Below are 16,220 nucleotides of genomic sequence, written 5' to 3'. Positions count from 1 at the left end.
GGCGGGCCTAGTGGCGGTGGTCGGCGGGGAGCAGGCCGAGGCCGTGCGGGGTGAGGGTGTGCAGCACCTCGTTGCCGCGGCGCATCGACATCACGAGTCCCGCGTCCCGCAGCACCCTGGCGTGCTGGCTGGCGGAGGCGAGTGACACCCCGGCGCGCAGGGCGAGTTCACCGGTGGTGGTGCCGTTCTCGATGCAGCGCAGCACGCGGGCCCTGGTGGTGCCGAGCAGCCGGCCGAGCGCCGCCGCGTTCTCGGGCGCGGCCTCGGCGTGCTCGATCGGGTAGACGAGGACGGGGGTGAGGTCGCCGTCGGCGTAGGTGACGGGCAGCCGCCAGCAGAAGAACGAGGGGACGAGCAGCAGGCCGCGGCCGGCCGGGTGGACCTCGCGCTCGACGGGGTAGTCGGACTCCAGCACCGGTGGGTTCCAGCGCAGCACGGGGCGCAGTCCGGCGAGCAGCCCGTCGATGCCGCCGGCCAGCAGGTGGCGGACGCGCAGTGCCCGGTCGGCGTCGACCTCGGCCTGGACGCGGCGCCAGACGCCGTCGGCGCGGATCGCCCGCTGGTGGTAGCGCTGGAGGTCGGCGGCGAGCTGGTCGAGCGTGGCGCGGTCGCCGCGGGCCAGCGACCTGACCCAGGCGGGCAGCGGCTGTTTGGTGTCGAGCCGCTCGATCTCGGCGCCGAGCCTGCGCCGCGGGGTGGCCCGCAGCGCCTCGACGCCCTCGTCCCAACCGTGCGTGGACTCGGGCGGGTTGAGGAAGTCGGGGAAGTAGCCGGTGAGCGGGACCAGCGCGCGTAGGGTGGCGGGCAGCGCGCCGACGCGGCGGCGGGACTGCTCGCGCCAGTGTCCGTAGACGTGTGGTGCGCGGCGGTCGCGCAGCCGGTGCGAGCTGAGGATGGTCTCCCACATCGGGTCGGGCCGCTCCGCGATGCGGATCCGGGCAAGGTCGTCCCCGGTGAGGTGGATGCGCAGCACCCGGCAACCTCCTTTGCAGCAGCCCGTCGCGCTGACCACAGAGTTTCAGCCTACGCCGAAACCGCTCGCCCGATCGAGGCGTTGTCCGCCACTGTTGGTGGGTGTTCGGCAACCGCTCGGGGACGGGGGGATCAGTGGATCGCTCAGGCATGCGCTGTTGTCCATGCCGCGCCGCGGGTCTCGGTATCGCTGCCTCTTCCGCCCACGGCAAGGCCCCCCGAGCGGACGCCGGACGATCCTGAGCCGGCCGCTGTCGTCGCGCGCTGTTATCGTCTGGCCTTCCGCTTTCCGTAAGCGTTTCCGCACACACACGACACGTCAACGGGCGGGCCACAGAAGGGCCGTTCGTGTCAGGGGGGATCAGACATGGGCGCGCCACCGCCTCCGCCACCGCCGCACAGTCCGTACGGCCAGCAGCCGTACCCCGGACAGCCTTACGGGCAACCGTCGTACCCGGGCCAGCCGTACCCAGGCCAGCCGTACGCCGGCCAGCCGTACTCGCACGAGCTGGGATCGGTCGGACCGATCGCCCCGTACGGACCGATCGGCGCCCCGCCCGTGCCGGTCGGGCCGGGCGCCGTCTTCGTCAGCCCCCGCGGGCTGGCGACGGCGCTCACGGTGCTGCTGACCGTCTGCGCCGGTCTCAGCCTCCTCGGGTCCGCGGCGGCCAGCCGGATGCGGACGACGGTCGCCGACATCAGGGACGGCAACCTCCCGACGCTCCGGGAGGCCCAGGACGTCGACGACTTCTACAACGGCGCCATCACGATCCAGGCGCTCGGCCTGCTGGCCACCAGCATCGTCTTCATCATCTGGTTCCACCGGATCCGGGTGAACGCGGAGGTCTTCGACCCGGCCGGGCAGCGGATGCGCCGGGGCTGGGCGATCGGCAGCTGGTTCGTCCCCGTGGTGAACCTGTGGTTCCCGAAGATGATCGCCAACGACGCCTGGCGGGCCAGCACCCCGTGGGGGGTCGATCCGGCGCGGGGCGTGGTGAACGCCTGGTGGGTGCTGTGGCTCCTGTCCTCGCTCGTCGACTTCTCGGCCCAGGTCCAGGACCTGGGCGGGGAGGGTCTCGGACACGCCGAGGACCTGGAGGCGCTGGAGAACCAGGCCAGCATCCTCACCCTGAGCGGCGTGCTTGGCGTGGCGGCCGCCGTGCTGGCGATCCTGTTCGTCCGGCGGCTGAGCCAGCGGCAGCAGACCAAGTTCGACCAGGGTCCGATTCCGCCCATGACGCCCGCTACCTGAGCCGCTCGCACGGCGTGCGATAGTGTCCCCCGTTCACTGTGGTACCGAACGGGGGATCGCCGATGGGCATGGCCCTGGCAATAGCTGTCGTCATCGTGTTGGCGCTGGTCGTCATCGTGCTGCTGGCGCGCCGGTCGCGGACGCCGGCCGCGCCGCCGGTGCCCCGGGATCCGTTCGCCCCCGGGGGGTACACGGCGGGGGATCCCCGGTATCTGAAGGCCGGGGACATGGTCGACTACCTGGGCGAACGGCTCTTCGTCCGCGGCTCGTTGCGGCTGGCCGAGGGCGACTACCGGTGGTCGGAGCACTTCGTCGACGCCATGAACGGCACGAGCGCGGGCCGACGGTGGATCTCCGTGGAGGCCGAGGTCGACCTCGAGGTCGTGATGTGGCACGAGTACCGCGGCGCGGTCCCGCTGCTGCCCGGCCAGCCGACCATCACCGTGGACGGCGTCACGTACCACCACAAGGAGCACGGCACCGCCGGCTACCTCTCCGAGGGGACCACGGGCCTCCCCCCGACCGGCCGCGTCGAGTACGTGGACTACGAGGGCCCTGACGGGCGCGGGCTCGCCTTCGAGCACTTCCTGAACGAGCCGGGCCTGGACGCGCGGGGGCAGGGCCGTTGGGAGGCGTCACTCGGCGAGCGGGTGCCCCCCGGCACCCTCACCATCTACCCGGGCGGCGGCGCGTGAGCGGCATAGCCGCCCTGGCCGCCCCCTATCTCGACACCAGCGCCGACCAGTTGTCCTACTCGCTGGGCGCCCCCACCCAGCCGGCGCTGGCCGTCGCGATGGTCGAACTCGACGGTCTCCTCGTGGAGTTGCGGCTGCTCGGCGCCTCGCACCAGGTGTTCGCCGGACCCGTGCGGGAGACCCTGGCCTGCCTTCCGGGCCAGCCGGGCGGCGGCCCGCCGCCCTCCGTCGACCGGCGCCTGGACGGCTGGAGTTACCGCTTCACCTCGCGCGTCGAGAACTGCGCGCCGGCCGACCTCTCCGCGCGGGTGACCGCGCTGCGCGCCCGACTCGCCGACCGCGACGGGGCGTTGTGCGGCGTCTTCCCCGGCTCGCCGGACGCGGTCACCGCGCTGTGGGCCAGGCGCACCGCGGACGGCGCCGGCGTCGAGTGGCGCACCTGGCACGCCTATCCGCAGGCCGACCAACTCGTCACGACCAGAACCAGGCTGGAGACCCCATGAGGCGTACCGCCATCTCCGCCGCCGCGCTCCTCGCCCTCCTGCCCCTGGCCGGCTGCGGCAGCGGCGACGACGAGCCCGACGTGCCGCTCGGCTTCATATCCGCCACCTACGAGCGCACCGGCAGCAGTTACGAGAACCGTTTCCTCGACCGCGACGCCACGCCCGCCCTCGTGGCGGACGCCATCGAGCGCGAGCGGGCGGCCATGGACCGGATCGAGGACGACGGTTCCGTCTTCCTCCGCTACGACGACGACATCGTGGCGATCGCCCCCTACGGTTCCGCCCTCGCCGGCAGCGAGATCGACGTCGACGACTACCGCTCCGGGCGCTCCCGCTACAGCGCGCACGTCGGCCACCGCTGGCCGGCCGCGCAGCGCGACAGCGGCGGCGACTTCCGGGGCGGCGGCCCCGGCAGCGGCAAGTAGCACCGACGTCCACCACCCGACCTCAGCGAGCAGTACCGACCTCACCGAAAGGACAGCGACATCATGGGGGAGATCCTCGAATCGGCCGGCGAGACCCTGCTCTACGGACTCGTCGGCTTCGCCGTGATGGCCGTGGCGTTCGTCGCCCTGGACCTGCTCACCCCCGGCCACCTGGCCAAGCAGGTCTGGAAGGAACGCAACAAGGGCGCCTCGATACTGCTGGCCGGCCAGATGCTGGGCGTGGGCATCGTGCTCCGGGCGGCCATCGGCGCCAGCGAGTCGGAGGACGGGCTCGACGACGGACTGCTGTCCACCGCCCTGTACGGCCTGGCCGGCGTGGTGTTGATGACGCTGGTCTTCTTCGTGGTCGCGGCCCTCACCCCGGGCCGGCGCGGCGCCTCCGTGATGGAGGACCGGGACGGCCACGCGCACCCCGCCGCCTGGGTGCACGGCGCGATGTACCTGGGCACCGCGCTGATGGTCGGGGCGGCGGTGTCGTGATCGCACGCCCCCGGCTGGCTCGTTTCCTGCTGCTGCTCACCGTCTTCCTGTGCGCGGCGTGCGGACTCGTCTACGAGCTGGCGCTGGTGGCGCTCGGTGGCTATCTGATCGGCAACACCGTCCTCCAGACCTCCCTGGTGCTGTCGATCATGGTCTTCGCCATGGGGGTCGGCTCGCTGGCCGCCAAGCCGCTGCAGCGCCGGGCGGTCGGCGCGTTCGCCCTGGTGGAGGGGGCGTTGGCGCTCATCGGCGGCTGTTCCGTGCTGACGCTCTACGTGCTGTTCGCGGTGCTCGGCGTCTACACCTCCGCGATGGTGGTGGTCGCCTTCGTCGTCGGTCTGTTGATCGGCGCCGAGATCCCGCTGCTGATGACGATGTTGCAGCGGATCCGCCGGCAGGAGGCGGGCGGCGCGGTCGCGGACATGTTCGCCGTCGACTACCTGGGCGCGCTGGTCGGCGGCCTGTGCTTCCCGCTCCTGCTGCTGCCCACCTTCGGGCAGTTGAAGGGCGCGCTGGTGGTCGGCATCGTGAACGCGGTGGCGGGCGTGGCGGTGGTGCTGTGGATCTTCCGCCGCCAGACCCGCCGCCTGGTGCGGGTCGGCCTGCTGGCCGGCATGGCCGCGATCGTGGCGGTGCTCTCCACCGCCTACTGGTTGGCCGACGACATCGAGGTCACCGCGCGGCAGCGCCTGTACCGCGACCCGATCGTGCACGCGGAGCGCACCCCGTACCAGGAGATCGTGCTGACCCGCTCGTTGGCCTTCACCGGCGACACCGACCTGCGGCTCTTCCTCAACGGGGACCTCCAGTTCTCCTCCGTCGACGAGTACCGCTACCACGAGGCGCTGACGCATCCGGCGCTGGCCGGCGGGCGCTCCCGGGTGCTGATCCTGGGCGGCGGCGACGGCCTGGCGCTGCGCGAGGTGCTGCGCTACGACGACGTACGCCGGGTCACCCTGGTGGAGCTCGACCCGGCCATGACCGAACTGGCCGCCGAATACGGGCCGTTGCGCGAGCTCAACGCCGACGCCCTGTCCGACCCGCGGGTCGACGTCGTCAACGACGACGCCTTCAACTGGCTGCGCGGCGCCTCGGGCCGCTACGACGCGGTGCTGATCGACTTCCCCGACCCCGAGGACACGGCGACGGCCAAGCTCTACTCGGTGGAGTTCTACGCGATGCTGGCCAACGTCCTGGCGCCCGACGCGCGGGTGGTGGTCCAGTCGGGATCGCCGTTCTTCGCCCCGCGCACCTACTGGTCGATAGACGCCAGCATCCGGCAGGCCGGCTTCGCCACCACCCCCTACCAGGTGGACGTGCCGAGCTTCGGCAACTGGGGCTTCACCCTGGCCACGCTCTCCCCCGACCCTCCCGACCTGCGCCTGCCCGCCGACGTACCCGCCCTCCACTTCCTCGACGAGGACGTGCTCACCGCCGCCGGCGTCTTCCCCGTCGACCGCCGCGCCCGCGACGACGTCCGCGCCTCCACCCTGATGGACCCGGTGGTCGTGGAGTACGCGCGCGGCGAGTGGCGGTTCGACTAGGGCGTGTCCCCCGTGGCGCGGGCATCGTAGGCCGCCCGCGCCGCCGCGATCTCCTCCTGGTGGGACTCGGTCCACCGCACCAGCGCCTGGATGGTGTCGTGCAGCGTCGCGCCGAGCGGCGTGAGCTCGTAGTCCACCCGGGGCGGCACGACCGGGTGGACGGTGCGCCGGACGAGGCCGTCCCGCTCCAGGTTGCGGAGGGTGACGGTGAGCATGCGCTGGCTGATCCCGTCGATCTCGCGCCGCAGCTCGGTGAACCGCCAGGAGCCCTGGTCGAGCAGCGCCACCACGAGCAGTGACCACTTGTCGGCCACCCGGTCGAGGATCTGCCGGACCTCGCAGTCCTCCCGGACGTCCCACTGGCGCACGGCGTCGTCCTTGGTGCCCTTGCAGTGACTCGGTGACTTCAGAGTGCCTTCTTCCACGCTCACCGAGGATGCCGCAGCATGAGGCTCGGTAACAAGAGGGAACCGACCCGCGTTCCCGTAACCATCACCTCGCCGTGTCGTCGAGAGCTGGAGCCACCATGCCCGCGCCCGCTTCGTCCCCACCCCGCTCGTCCTGGGGACTGCTCCTCGTGCTCTGCGGAGCGATCTTCCTGGAGGGCATCGACATCGCCATGCTCAACATGGCGCTCCCCACCATCCGCGCGGACATGGGCATGTCGACCGGCTCCCTGCAGTGGGTGATGAGCGCCTACGTGCTGGGCTACGGCGGCTTCATGCTGCTGGGCGGCCGGGCCGCCGACGTCTTCGGGCGCCGCCGGATGTTCGTGGCCTGGCTGGTGGTCTTCCTGCTCTTCTCCGGGCTCGGCGGCCTCGCCACCGAGGGCTGGATGCTGATCGTGGCCCGCTTCGTCACCGGCGTCGCCGCCGCCTTCATGACGCCGGCCGGGCTCTCGATCATCACCACCACCTTCGAGGAGGGCCCGCGCCGCAACCGCGCGCTGCTGGTCTACTCGGGGACGGCGGCCGGCGGCTTCTCGTTGGGCCTGGTCCTCGGCGGCTTCCTCGCCGCCCTCGACTGGCGCTGGGTCTTCTTCGCCCCGGTCATCCTGTCCTTCCTCATCCTGCTCGGCGCCCTCGCCCTCATCCCCCGCGTCGACGAGCCGCGGACCGCGGACCGCCGCATGGACGTCGCCGGCGCGGTCACCGTCACCGCCGCGATCGTCCTGTTGGTCCTCGGCGTGGAGCGGGCCACCCACACGGCCGGCGGCTGGACCGCGCTCACGATCGCCGCCAGCCTGGCCCTGTTCACCGCCTTCGTCCTCGTCGAACGCCGCGCCGCCACCCCGCTGTTGCGGCTGGGCCTGCTGCGCTCGTGGCCACTGCTGCGCGCCAACCTCGTCGCGCTGTTGCTCTTCGGCGCCTTCTACGGCTTCCAGTTCGTCGCCGTGCTCTACCTCCAGGAGCTGCGCGGCTGGTCCACGCTCCAGACCAGCTTCGCGATGCTGGTGCTGGGAGCGGACGCCGTCATCTCGCCGACCGTCGTCCCCCGGCTCGTCGACCGCTTCGGCAACGCCCGGGTGATCCTCGCCGGCATGGCCACGGCCGCCCTGGCCTACCTGCTCTTCCTGCCCGTCGGCGCCGACTGGACCTATCTCGCGATGTTCCCCAGCTTCGCCCTCCTCGGCCTGTCCTTCGCCCTCGCCTACGGCCCGCTGACCATCGCGGCCACCGAGGGCGTCGCCGAGGAGGACCAGGGCGTGGCCGGCGGCCTGCTCTACACGTCCTTCCAGTTCGGCGCGGCGCTCGGCCTGTCGGCCGTGACCGCCGTCAACGTGGCCGCCACCGGCGACGGGGGCTCCCCGGCCGCGCTGCTCGACGGCTACCGCGCCGCCCTGCTGGTGCCGCTGGGCTGCGCGCTGCTCGCCACCGTGGTGAGCGCCTTCGGCGCCTTCGCCCGCCGCCGCCCCGCGCCGAAGGCGCCGGCCGAGGCGACGCCCCCGATCTCCGCCGAGGCGCCGGCGCGCTGACGCACCGCCCGGCCAAGGACCCAGGCCCCGCCCGCGCTTGTCGGGCGGGGCCCGATTTTGTCAGAAGCGTTGACGAATGCCGTGGCCACTCCTACCGTCATCGCGTCGCACATCGTACGTCATATATGAGGGTCCGTTATGTCTGGTCAGGGCGCCCCCACAGCCCTTCGCAACGTCGGCCGCCCCGCTCACTCCCCCACGCCGTCGACCCGGTCGACGACGGCCGACCGGCCGCTCACCGCTCACTGAACCGAGAACCGCGGCCCGTTCACCGCCAAGATCCCGGGCCGCGACCGAGGACGAACGAACACTCCCTCTTCGGGGGAGCCTACCCAACTCCCTGGAGCCACGGTGTCCCTTTCCCCTGCCCGAAAGCCCGTCCCCACCCCCGCCCTCCACCGCAGCCGCATGCGCTGGACGATCGTCGGCTTCTCGGCGCTCGGCCTCACCATCGCCTACCTCGACCGCGCCGCGCTGAGCGTGGCCATGCCCTACATGTCGGACGAGTTCCACATCAGCGACGCCATGCAGGGCGTCATGCTCTCCGCCTTCTTCTGGACGTACGCCCTGTTCCAGATCCCCTCCGGGTGGCTGCTCGACCGCTTCGGGCCCCGGGTCGTCTACCCGATCGCGGTCGGCTGGTGGTCGATCTGGACGGCGCTGACGGCGCTGGCCCGGGGCGTCGGGTCCGTCATGGTGTTCCGCCTCGGCCTCGGCATCGGCGAGGCGCCGGTGCAGCCGGCCAACGTGAAGGTCGTCTCCCGCTGGTTCCCCCGCAAGGAACGCGCCTTCGCGTCAAGCCTGTTCGACATGGGCCAGCAGATCGGCACCACCCTGTCGATCCCCGTCGTGACCGGCCTCGCGTTCATCGGCGGCTGGCGCCTCGCCTTCGTCGTGATCGGCCTGGCCGGCATGCTGTGGATCGTCGGCTGGCTGGCCGTCTACCGCGAGCCCGAGGAGCACCCCCGGGTCTCCGCCGCCGAACTCGCCCACATCCACTCCGACCGGGAGAACGAACCGACCACCGCGGCCACCGCCAGCGGCCCCACCGAGGTCCCCTGGCGGAACCTGGTGAGCGACAACCAGGTCTGGGCGCTGACCATCGGCTACGTGTTCCGCTCGCTCTCCGGCGCCTTCTTCCTCACCTGGTACCCCAGTTACCTGCTCGACGACCGCGGCTTCTCCGAGGCCGACTTCGGCATGGTCGGCTGGATACCCTCGCTCATCGCCATCGGCTCCACCGTCCTCGGCGGCGTCGTCTCCGACCGGCTGCTGGCCGCCGGCCACTCCCCGAACCTGGCCCGCAAGATCCCCATCGTCACCGGGCTCGGCATCAGCGCCTGCATCGGCTTCGCCCCGTTCATCGACAGCAACCTCAACCTGATGATCCTGCTCACCGTCAGCAGCGCCGCCCACTCCTTCGCCGGCGCCGCCGTCCTGAGCCTGCCGGCCGAGGTCGCCAGCTCCTCCGACCACGTCGGCGCGGTGGCGGGCTTCCAGAACTTCGGCTCCCAGGTCGGCAACCTGATCAGCCCCATCGCCATCGGCATCTTCCTCACCACCAGCGGCGGTTCCTACGTCGGCCCGCTCGTCGGATCCGCCGCCTGCTGCCTCGTCAGCGCCGCCATCTACCTGTTCTGGGTGCGCATCAAGCCCGTCGTCACCGCCCCCGAGACCGTCCAGGAGCCAGCAGCGTGAAGATCGACTCCCTCACCACCTACCGGCAGCGCGTCGGCGACCGACCGCGGGTCCTGGTCAGGATCCGCACCGACGACGGCCTCGACGGCTGGTCCGAGGTCTACAACCACGGCCCCGACCTCGCCTACCCGCCGCTCCTCGACTACCTCTTCGAGCAGATCAGGGGCATGGACGCCGGCTCCCCCGGCCGCGTCAACCAGTTCCTCCTCCAGTCCAGCCGCTTCCCCCAGGGCGCCCTCGGCCTGGCCGCCATCGCCGCCATCGACCACGCGCTGTGGGACATCGCGGCCAAGGCCGTCGGCGTGCCGGTCTACCAACTCCTCGGCGGCGCCGTCCGCGACCGCGTCAAGGTCTACGCCGGCCTCTACAACGCCCCGGACGTCGCCGAACTCCGCGACACCACCGCCGCGTTGCACGAACGCCTCGGCGTCACCGCCTTCAAACTCAGCCCCTACCGCAGCGACCCGCACCGCACCCGCTTCGGCCTGCTGGCCCGCGAACTCGGCGACTACTTCGGCGCCGTCCGCGCCGCCCACCCGGCCGACTGGGACTTCGCCTTCGACGCCCACGCCGTCCTGTGGGAGCCCCGCCAGGCCGTCGACCTCGGCGCAGCCCTCGCCCCCAACGAACCGCTCTTCCTCGAAGAACCCATCCGCCCCGAGCACATCCCCGCCTGGTCCCGAATCCGCTCCGAGCTCACCGTCCCGCTGGCCACCGGCGAATGCCTCTACTCCCCCCACGAGTTCCTCGCCCTCCTCACCGCGGGCGGCGCCGACATCGTCCAACCCGACATCTGCGTCGTCGGCGGCCTCACCCAGATGACGAAGATCGCCACCATCGCCGACGCCCACTACGTCCCCGTCGCCCCCCACAACCCCCTCGGCCCCCTCGCCACCGCCGCCAACCTCCACTTCGCGGCCGCCACCACCAACTTCGCGATCCTCGAGTACAAACCCGACGACGTCTCCTGGTGCCCCGACCCCTACCTCCCGGTCGACGGCCACCTCCCCCTCCGCCCCGACCGCCCCGGCTGGGGCATCGACATCGACGAGTCCGCCCTCACCACCGACGACTGGACCGACTGGCACCGCAGGGTCCCGGTACGCCCGGACGGCTCGACGGCCTGGATGTGACGGCCCGGCGGCGCCGTGGCCCGCCGTCGGAACGGCGTGCGTCGGGGGTTGACGCCGTGCGCACGCCGTTACGATTGCTCGCATGTCCGTTGATCCGGAGACCGCCTACCCGAGCCTGCCCGAGGACGCGGCCCGGCTCTACTCCGGCCTCGGCGTCCATCCCACCGGGGACTTCCACCGCGACCTGGTGGAGCGTCTCGGCGGCTCGGGCGTCCCGGAGCGAGCGCGCGCCGCCATCGAACCGCTGGTGCGCGCCGGCCTCTTGGAGGCGACGGGCCCGGACCGCTACCACATGGCCCCCGCCGTGTGGCGGCACGCGCGGACCGTGCCAGGCTGGCGCGAAGACGCGCTGTCGGGCATCGCCGGCTGGTATCTGCGCCGGCTCGCCGCCGTCGACCTGCTGGTCGTGGACCGGCCGCGCTGGGGCCGGGCCTTCCGGCTCCGCGAGGTGATCGACCACGGCTTCGAGGGGCCGGAGCAGGCCCTCGCCGCCATGGACGCCGACCGCGACAACGTGCCGCGGGTGGTCGAACTGCTCCACGCCGAGGGCCGGTACGGATACGTGTACCAGCTCGCCGAGGCCATGCACGGCTACTACGTTCGCCGCCGGCTCCACGACGAGTGGATCTCCTGCCTGCACACGGCGGTCACGGCCGCGGAGGCCGCCGGCTCCGGGACGGCGCTGGCCCGCATGCACCTGGAACTGGCCGCGGCCCACCTGGACCGCTCAGGCCCCGACGACCGGGGCGCCGCCCGCCGCCACTACACGCTGGCCGGGGAGACGGCCCGCGCCCTCGTGCCACCGCACCAACCCACCGTCGACGCCGCGGAGGCCGGCCTCGCCTCGCTCACAGCGACCAGTTGATGGCGTTGAGGCCCGGCGCCAGATCCGACGCGCCGTTGGCCACCAGCACGCTCTGACACGACAGGCACGCCGCGTCCGGAACACCATCGAGCCGCAGCGTCAGGAACTCGATCTCCTGGAACATGTTCGCGGTGTCGCCCAGATGGTTCATGTCGGCACCGAACTCGCCGATCAGCGCGTTGACGGCGCGAATCTCGGCGCAGTTCGCCGCGTCCCAGTCCATCTGGCCGCCGTTGCGCAGCGCGTCCGCCAGTTCCTGCTCCATGTAGGACGGTCGGCCGGCCGGGCCGGAGAAGCCCGTCGCGACCATGTCGGTCCCCCGGATGCGCGCGACGGCGATCCTGCTGATGGACGGGCCCCCGGCGGCGTTGTGCCGCAGCGCGTCGGCCTGCGCCTGGCGCAGGGCCGCCGCCATGCAGTCCGGCGGGGACAGGCCCCAGGGGTCGCACTGGGACTGCGGATTGGGCACGTAGTTGCGGTTGTCGGGTCCTCCGGCCAAGCCGATGGGGTCGGGCGAGCAGTAGCGCGCCGACTCGGGATCGTAGTAGCGGCGCAGGTTGTAGTGCAGGCCGGTCTCGCGGTCGAAGAACTGTCCGGGGAAGCGCAACGGGCAGTCGGCGGTACCCGTCGCCGGCCCTGCCGCCGCGCCCCACAGGGTGAACGGCTGGTGCCAGGCCACCTCACCACCTGGTGTCAGCAGCTCGGTGGGGGTGCCGATCTGGTCGGTCACGATCGCGTAGAAGCGTCGGTCGACCTCGTCCTGGCTCAGCTGCCGCCGCTCCGCCTGGCACAGCGGGCGGTGCGAGTCGGGCATGTACTCCCAACCGACCACGCCCTGTTCCGTGTGACACTCCACCAGCCGGCTGCCGTCCCAGACGAAGTCGGTGCGCTCGGCGGTCTCCCCGTCGTCGCCGAGGCGCAGCTTGGCGATCCGCCGCCCCATCGGGTCGTAGAGGTAACGCCAACGGGTGCCGTCCGGGGTCGTCACCTCGGTGAGGCGGTCCTCGGCGTCCCAGACGTACGCCCAGGTCCTGCTACCGCCCGACAGGAGTTTCCGGACCCGCCGGACGACGCGCCCCCGCCGGTCGTGCGTCGTGCTGGTGCGCGGCCCGCCACGCACCAGGGTGCCGGCGCGATCGTACGCGTAGCTCTCGGTGCCGGCCGGCGTCCGCACGACGGTCACCCGGCCCATGGGGTCGAGTTCCATGGCCTGCTGGCCGTACTCGCTGTCGGTCATGGCGGTCAGACGGCCGTCGGCGCGGTAGGCGTAGTCACGCCGACGCTCGCGTCCACCCACGTCGTGCAGGAGTTGCGCCGTGATCCGGTTCCTGTCGTCCCATGAACGGCTCACAAGTCGGGTTCCGTCGACCTCGCGGCCGATCTCGCGCCGCGCGGCGTCGAAAGAGAACCGCACCGAGTGCCCGGCGAAGTCGAGCGCCAGCGGAAGCCGGCCGGGTCCGTAGCGCCAGGCGCTGGCCATGCCGCCGGGGGTCACGCGCTCCAGGCGGCGGCCGACCTGGTCGTACGCGCTGCGCAGCGTGCGCCCGTTGCAGGTCTCCGCGATCAGCCGGTTGGCCCCGTCGTACTCCATGACGAGTACGGCGTCGGTGTTCGCGGCGCGCACCAGACGTCCCAGCGCGTCGTAGTCGAACGTCGTCTCCTGGTCGCCGCTGCGCGAGCTGACGACGCGCCCCATGGCGTCGTGGGTGAAGCGCACCCACTGTCCCTCGGCGTTGGTCCGCGTGATGAGCTGTCCGGCCGCGTCGCGCTCATAGCGAGTGGTGATCCCGGCGAAGTCTGTCTCCGCCACCACGTTTCCGGCCGGGTCGTAGTCGTACGACCATGTCTCGCCGGCCGGGTTGGTGATGGCCACGGGACGGCACTCCGTGTCGTAGCGGAACGTGAACCGACCGCCGTCCGGGTTGGTCCGGACCGTCATCCGGTCCAGGTGCCCGTACTCGAAGCGGGTGACGGCGCCCGTGGCGTCGACATGCTCGACCAGGTTTCCCTCGCCGTCGTACGTGTAGTGGTCGCTCGTGCCGTCCGGATGGTCGTGCTGGAGCAGATGACCGGAGGTGGACCAGCGGAACCGGTTGGACTTGCCCGCCGGGTCGACGATCTCCACGATCCGGCCCATGGCGTCGTAGGCGTAGCGCGCCTCGGCGCCTTCCTCGCTGATCCTCAGCGGCTGCCCCGCCGGGTCGGGCACGATCTCGCGCACTCGGCCCAGGGCATCGGTCATCCGAACGAGATGCCCCAGATCGTCGCGTACGTAGCGGGTGACGGCACCCGTGGGATCCACGGTGGAGACGAGCTCGCCCCTGTCGTCATGCCCTCGCTGCCACAGGGAACCGTCCGCCTCGGTGATGCGCGTGGGCTGTTCCATGCCGTCACACTCGATCACGGAGGTGGTTCCGTCGGGTCGGATGATGGTGACGGTGCCGTCGTCTCCGTACGCGTACCGGGTGGTCCTGCCGAGCGCGTCGGTGATGGAGAGCGGACGGTCGTAGCGATCCCAGGTCCGCGTCGTCGAGTGCCCGAGCGCGTTGGTCTCCTCAACGAGTTGGTAGCAGTCGTTGAACTGGAAGACGGTCGGGTGGCCGAGGGAGTCGACGTAGACCGTGCGGTTCCGCTCCGGATCGTAGGAGATGGCGCTGTTGAGGATGGAGTCGACGCCCTCCGTGGCGACGCACCGGCCCTCGGCGTCGTAAACGTAGCGGTACCAGTTGCCGTTGGTGTCCTCCCAGCCGGTGAGGCGCGAGCTGTCGTCGTAGCGCAGCCGCAGTGGTCGGTCGGCCAGCGGCCGGTGGATCTCGGTGAGGTTGCCGGCCGTGTCGTACCCGTAGCGAATGAGGGTGGGCCGCCCCGGGTCGCTCAGCAGGCTGAGGCCGATCACGAGGCCGTCCTCGGTGGTGACGCCGATCGTGTGACCGGCGCTGTGCCGGATCTCGGTTGGTGTGCCGTGGGAGTCCCGCAGCACGCTGATCGTGTTGCCGTTGCGGTCACTGATCGCCGCCAGCGGCAACTCGGTGCCGGGACGGCCGGCCGACGGGCGGAAGTGCAGGGTACGGCCGCTCTCCACCTGGGTGACCGACAGCGTGCCGTGCGCCTCGCCGTTCCACGAGAGGCCCCAGCGCGGGCCCTCCACCGGCAGCACGGGGTGATCCGGGTCGTCCAGGGGGACGGGGTAGTCCAGGATCATGCCGTCCTCGGTGAACAGCCGCACGCCTCCGCTCTCCAGCACGAGGCGCTGGTCCAGGGTCGAGGACCACGCGCCCCCCAGCCAGACGCCGGATGGGCGGGAGCTCACGTGCTGCCTGCTGAGGCGCAGCGGGAGCACCCCCGGAATCTCGACGTCGACGGCCGACATGACGACCTCGCCGGTGGCCATGTCGACGGGGTCGCCGCACGCGAGCCGGTCGCCGCCACGGATTCCCGTCATGCGGAGGTTCCGGCCGAGCCGCAGCGCTCCGGCACGGAGCCCGCGCAGTCCGGTGGTGGCGAGGGAGCGCATGCCTCGGGCGAGGCCGCCGAGGGTGGTGAGGCCTTTCATGCCGGGGATGCAGTCGAGGGCGGCGAAGGCGACGTCCCAGAGGGAGGCGCGGCCGTTGGCGTAGTCGTAGAGGGTGTCGGCCAACACCACCAGGGCGGCGGCGAGGACGACCCAGGCGAGGGGTCCGCCGATGATCATGACGACGATGCCGAGGACGGCGACGACGACCTTGCAGATCTCGACGATGGTGTCCCAGTTTTCTGAGACCCAGTGGATGGCGTCTTCCCACCAGCGGCGGTTCTGGATGCCGGCGTCGGAGGCGGCGTCGATCTCGGAGGCGCAGGTGCGGGCGGCCTCCTCCCGCATCTCCTTGGCATCCAGGGCGAGTTGACGCGCGGCGGAGAGTGCTTCCTCGGCGGCGTCAACGCGGGACTGGGCGGAGCTCGCGGCTTCGTTGGCGGCGGTGGCATCGCGGGTGGCCGCGCGGACCTCCGCCTCGGATGGCGGTTCGACGTTCTCGCGTTCGCCCTCGCGTTCCAGGCGTTCGGCCTCGTCACCGGCGCGGGAGACCCAGTCCTGCGCGTCCGTCAACGCCGCCTGCGCCGAGGAGAGGTCGGCCTGCGCCGCGATCGCCCGGTCCAACGCCCGATCCGCCATGCCCTGCGCGGTCTCCAGCTTCGGCCAGTACGTCTGTAACGCCTGGGCGGCCATGTCGTAGGACGTCTGGAGCTTCTCCAGGTTGCCCGGCACGCCGTCGAACTCCGAGCGGAAGGCTTCGGCCGACAGGCCAGCCCAGTCCATCACCGCCCGGTCCTCCGCCATCCCGCGAATGCGGCCCAGCGCCTCGCCGACGTCGTCCGCGAAGGTCTGGAGGTCGTCGGCGAGTTCCCGTACCTCGTCCGGATTGCCGGGAGTCGGGTCCCGGTCCATGTCCACCGGAGACCAGTCAGAAGGACGCGCCATGATCTTCCCCCCGTGACGATCAAGCATCGCTCGCTTTCCGAAAGCAACGGTAGACGCCAAGCAGGGGGCGACTCAATGGGGTTGCAGCCGCCTTGTCAACTACGCCGGCAGCGTCCTGAACGTCACCGACACCCGGCGATGACCGGGCCGAAGCACGGGAGCCAGTCGACGTGGCAGCGGCGGCGCGGACTCCCGGGAGGC

The 16,220-nt window shown here is 71.7% G+C and carries 13 protein-coding genes; 10 read left to right on the top strand and 3 right to left on the bottom strand.

Features of this window, described 5'->3' with window-relative positions; genetic code table 11:
- Positions 1-7: 7 nt before the first annotated feature.
- Positions 8-973 carry an ArsR/SmtB family transcription factor gene (locus tag RNC47_RS26010; protein ID WP_311602073.1) on the bottom strand — a complete coding sequence of 322 codons (966 nt, stop codon included), beginning with the start codon at positions 971-973 and terminating at the stop codon, positions 8-10.
- Between the two features lie 558 nt (positions 974-1,531).
- Here RNC47_RS26010 and RNC47_RS26005 point away from each other — a divergent pair.
- The 6 genes from RNC47_RS26005 (at position 1,532) to RNC47_RS25980 (ending at position 5,892) form a co-directional block, all read left to right on the top strand.
- Positions 1,532-2,224 carry a DUF4328 domain-containing protein gene (locus tag RNC47_RS26005; RefSeq protein WP_311602071.1) on the top strand — a complete coding sequence of 231 codons (693 nt, stop codon included), beginning with the start codon at positions 1,532-1,534 and terminating at the stop codon, positions 2,222-2,224.
- Between the two features lie 68 nt (positions 2,225-2,292).
- A complete protein-coding gene (locus RNC47_RS26000; RefSeq protein ID WP_311602070.1) occupies positions 2,293-2,919 on the top strand; it encodes a DUF4178 domain-containing protein in 627 nt (208 codons plus the stop codon).
- Positions 2,916-3,422 carry a DUF2617 family protein gene (locus RNC47_RS25995; RefSeq protein WP_311602068.1) on the top strand — a complete coding sequence of 169 codons (507 nt, stop codon included), beginning with the start codon at positions 2,916-2,918 and terminating at the stop codon, positions 3,420-3,422. The genes RNC47_RS26000 and RNC47_RS25995 overlap by 4 nt, the downstream gene beginning before the upstream one ends.
- Positions 3,419-3,847, top strand: coding sequence for a DUF4247 domain-containing protein (locus tag RNC47_RS25990; RefSeq protein ID WP_311602067.1), 429 nt, complete (start codon positions 3,419-3,421; stop codon positions 3,845-3,847). The genes RNC47_RS25995 and RNC47_RS25990 overlap by 4 nt, the downstream gene beginning before the upstream one ends.
- Before the next feature lie 63 nt (positions 3,848-3,910).
- The gene (locus tag RNC47_RS25985) at positions 3,911-4,348 is read left to right on the top strand and encodes a DUF350 domain-containing protein (RefSeq protein ID WP_311602065.1); all 438 of its coding nucleotides are present in this window, start codon (positions 3,911-3,913) and stop codon (positions 4,346-4,348) included.
- Entirely contained in the window at positions 4,345-5,892 is a 1,548-nt protein-coding gene (locus tag RNC47_RS25980) for a polyamine aminopropyltransferase (protein ID WP_311602063.1), read from the top strand. The genes RNC47_RS25985 and RNC47_RS25980 overlap by 4 nt, the downstream gene beginning before the upstream one ends.
- Here the strand turns inward: RNC47_RS25980 and RNC47_RS25975 are convergent.
- Positions 5,889-6,317, bottom strand: a complete 429-nt coding sequence (locus tag RNC47_RS25975) for a winged helix-turn-helix transcriptional regulator (protein ID WP_311602061.1) — start codon at positions 6,315-6,317, stop codon at positions 5,889-5,891. The genes RNC47_RS25980 and RNC47_RS25975 overlap by 4 nt on opposite strands.
- A gap of 101 nt (positions 6,318-6,418) precedes the next feature.
- On the opposite strand from RNC47_RS25975, the gene RNC47_RS25970 reads away from it, so the two are divergent.
- The 4 genes from RNC47_RS25970 to RNC47_RS25955 all read left to right on the top strand — a co-directional run bounded on the left by RNC47_RS25970 (position 6,419) and on the right by RNC47_RS25955 (position 11,563).
- Positions 6,419-7,867 carry an MFS transporter gene (locus RNC47_RS25970; protein WP_311602060.1) on the top strand — a complete coding sequence of 483 codons (1,449 nt, stop codon included), beginning with the start codon at positions 6,419-6,421 and terminating at the stop codon, positions 7,865-7,867.
- Positions 7,868-8,275: 408 nt separating this feature from the next.
- Positions 8,276-9,565: an MFS transporter gene (locus tag RNC47_RS25965; RefSeq protein ID WP_311602058.1), complete on the top strand. Its 1,290-nt coding sequence runs from the start codon at positions 8,276-8,278 to the stop codon at positions 9,563-9,565.
- A complete protein-coding gene (locus RNC47_RS25960) occupies positions 9,562-10,698 on the top strand; it encodes a mandelate racemase/muconate lactonizing enzyme family protein (RefSeq protein ID WP_311602056.1) in 1,137 nt (378 codons plus the stop codon). The genes RNC47_RS25965 and RNC47_RS25960 overlap by 4 nt, the downstream gene beginning before the upstream one ends.
- Before the next feature lie 82 nt (positions 10,699-10,780).
- Positions 10,781-11,563, top strand: coding sequence for a hypothetical protein (locus RNC47_RS25955; protein WP_311602054.1), 783 nt, complete (start codon positions 10,781-10,783; stop codon positions 11,561-11,563).
- On the opposite strand, the gene RNC47_RS25950 is transcribed toward RNC47_RS25955, so the two are convergent.
- Positions 11,547-16,019: a DUF6531 domain-containing protein gene (locus RNC47_RS25950; RefSeq protein ID WP_311602053.1), complete on the bottom strand. Its 4,473-nt coding sequence runs from the start codon at positions 16,017-16,019 to the stop codon at positions 11,547-11,549. The two genes, RNC47_RS25955 and RNC47_RS25950, sit on opposite strands and share 17 nt — an antisense overlap.
- Positions 16,020-16,220: the final 201 nt, after the last annotated feature.

It is taken from the genome of Streptomyces millisiae (genome assembly GCF_031845425.1).
Lineage (GTDB): Bacteria > Actinomycetota > Actinomycetes > Streptomycetales > Streptomycetaceae > Streptomyces > Streptomyces millisiae.
Note: the sequence above shows the minus strand (reverse complement) of the source record. Positions and strands in the feature narration are given on the sequence as shown.

What these genes read in the sequence shown, in the direction of transcription:
- RNC47_RS25985 (WP_311602065.1), top strand. Translation starts at nt 3,911, where the DNA reads ATGGGGGAGATCCTCGAATCGGCCGGCGAGACCCTGCTCTACGGACTC.
- RNC47_RS25970 (WP_311602060.1), top strand. Translation starts at nt 6,419, where the DNA reads ATGCCCGCGCCCGCTTCGTCCCCACCCCGCTCGTCCTGGGGACTGCTC.
- RNC47_RS25955 (WP_311602054.1), top strand. Translation starts at nt 10,781, where the DNA reads ATGTCCGTTGATCCGGAGACCGCCTACCCGAGCCTGCCCGAGGACGCG.
- RNC47_RS25950 (WP_311602053.1), bottom strand. Translation starts at nt 16,019, where the DNA reads ATGGCGCGTCCTTCTGACTGGTCTCCGGTGGACATGGACCGGGACCCG.
- RNC47_RS25965 (WP_311602058.1), top strand. Translation starts at nt 8,276, where the DNA reads ATGCGCTGGACGATCGTCGGCTTCTCGGCGCTCGGCCTCACCATCGCC.
- RNC47_RS26000 (WP_311602070.1), top strand. Translation starts at nt 2,293, where the DNA reads ATGGCCCTGGCAATAGCTGTCGTCATCGTGTTGGCGCTGGTCGTCATC.
- RNC47_RS25990 (WP_311602067.1), top strand. Translation starts at nt 3,419, where the DNA reads ATGAGGCGTACCGCCATCTCCGCCGCCGCGCTCCTCGCCCTCCTGCCC.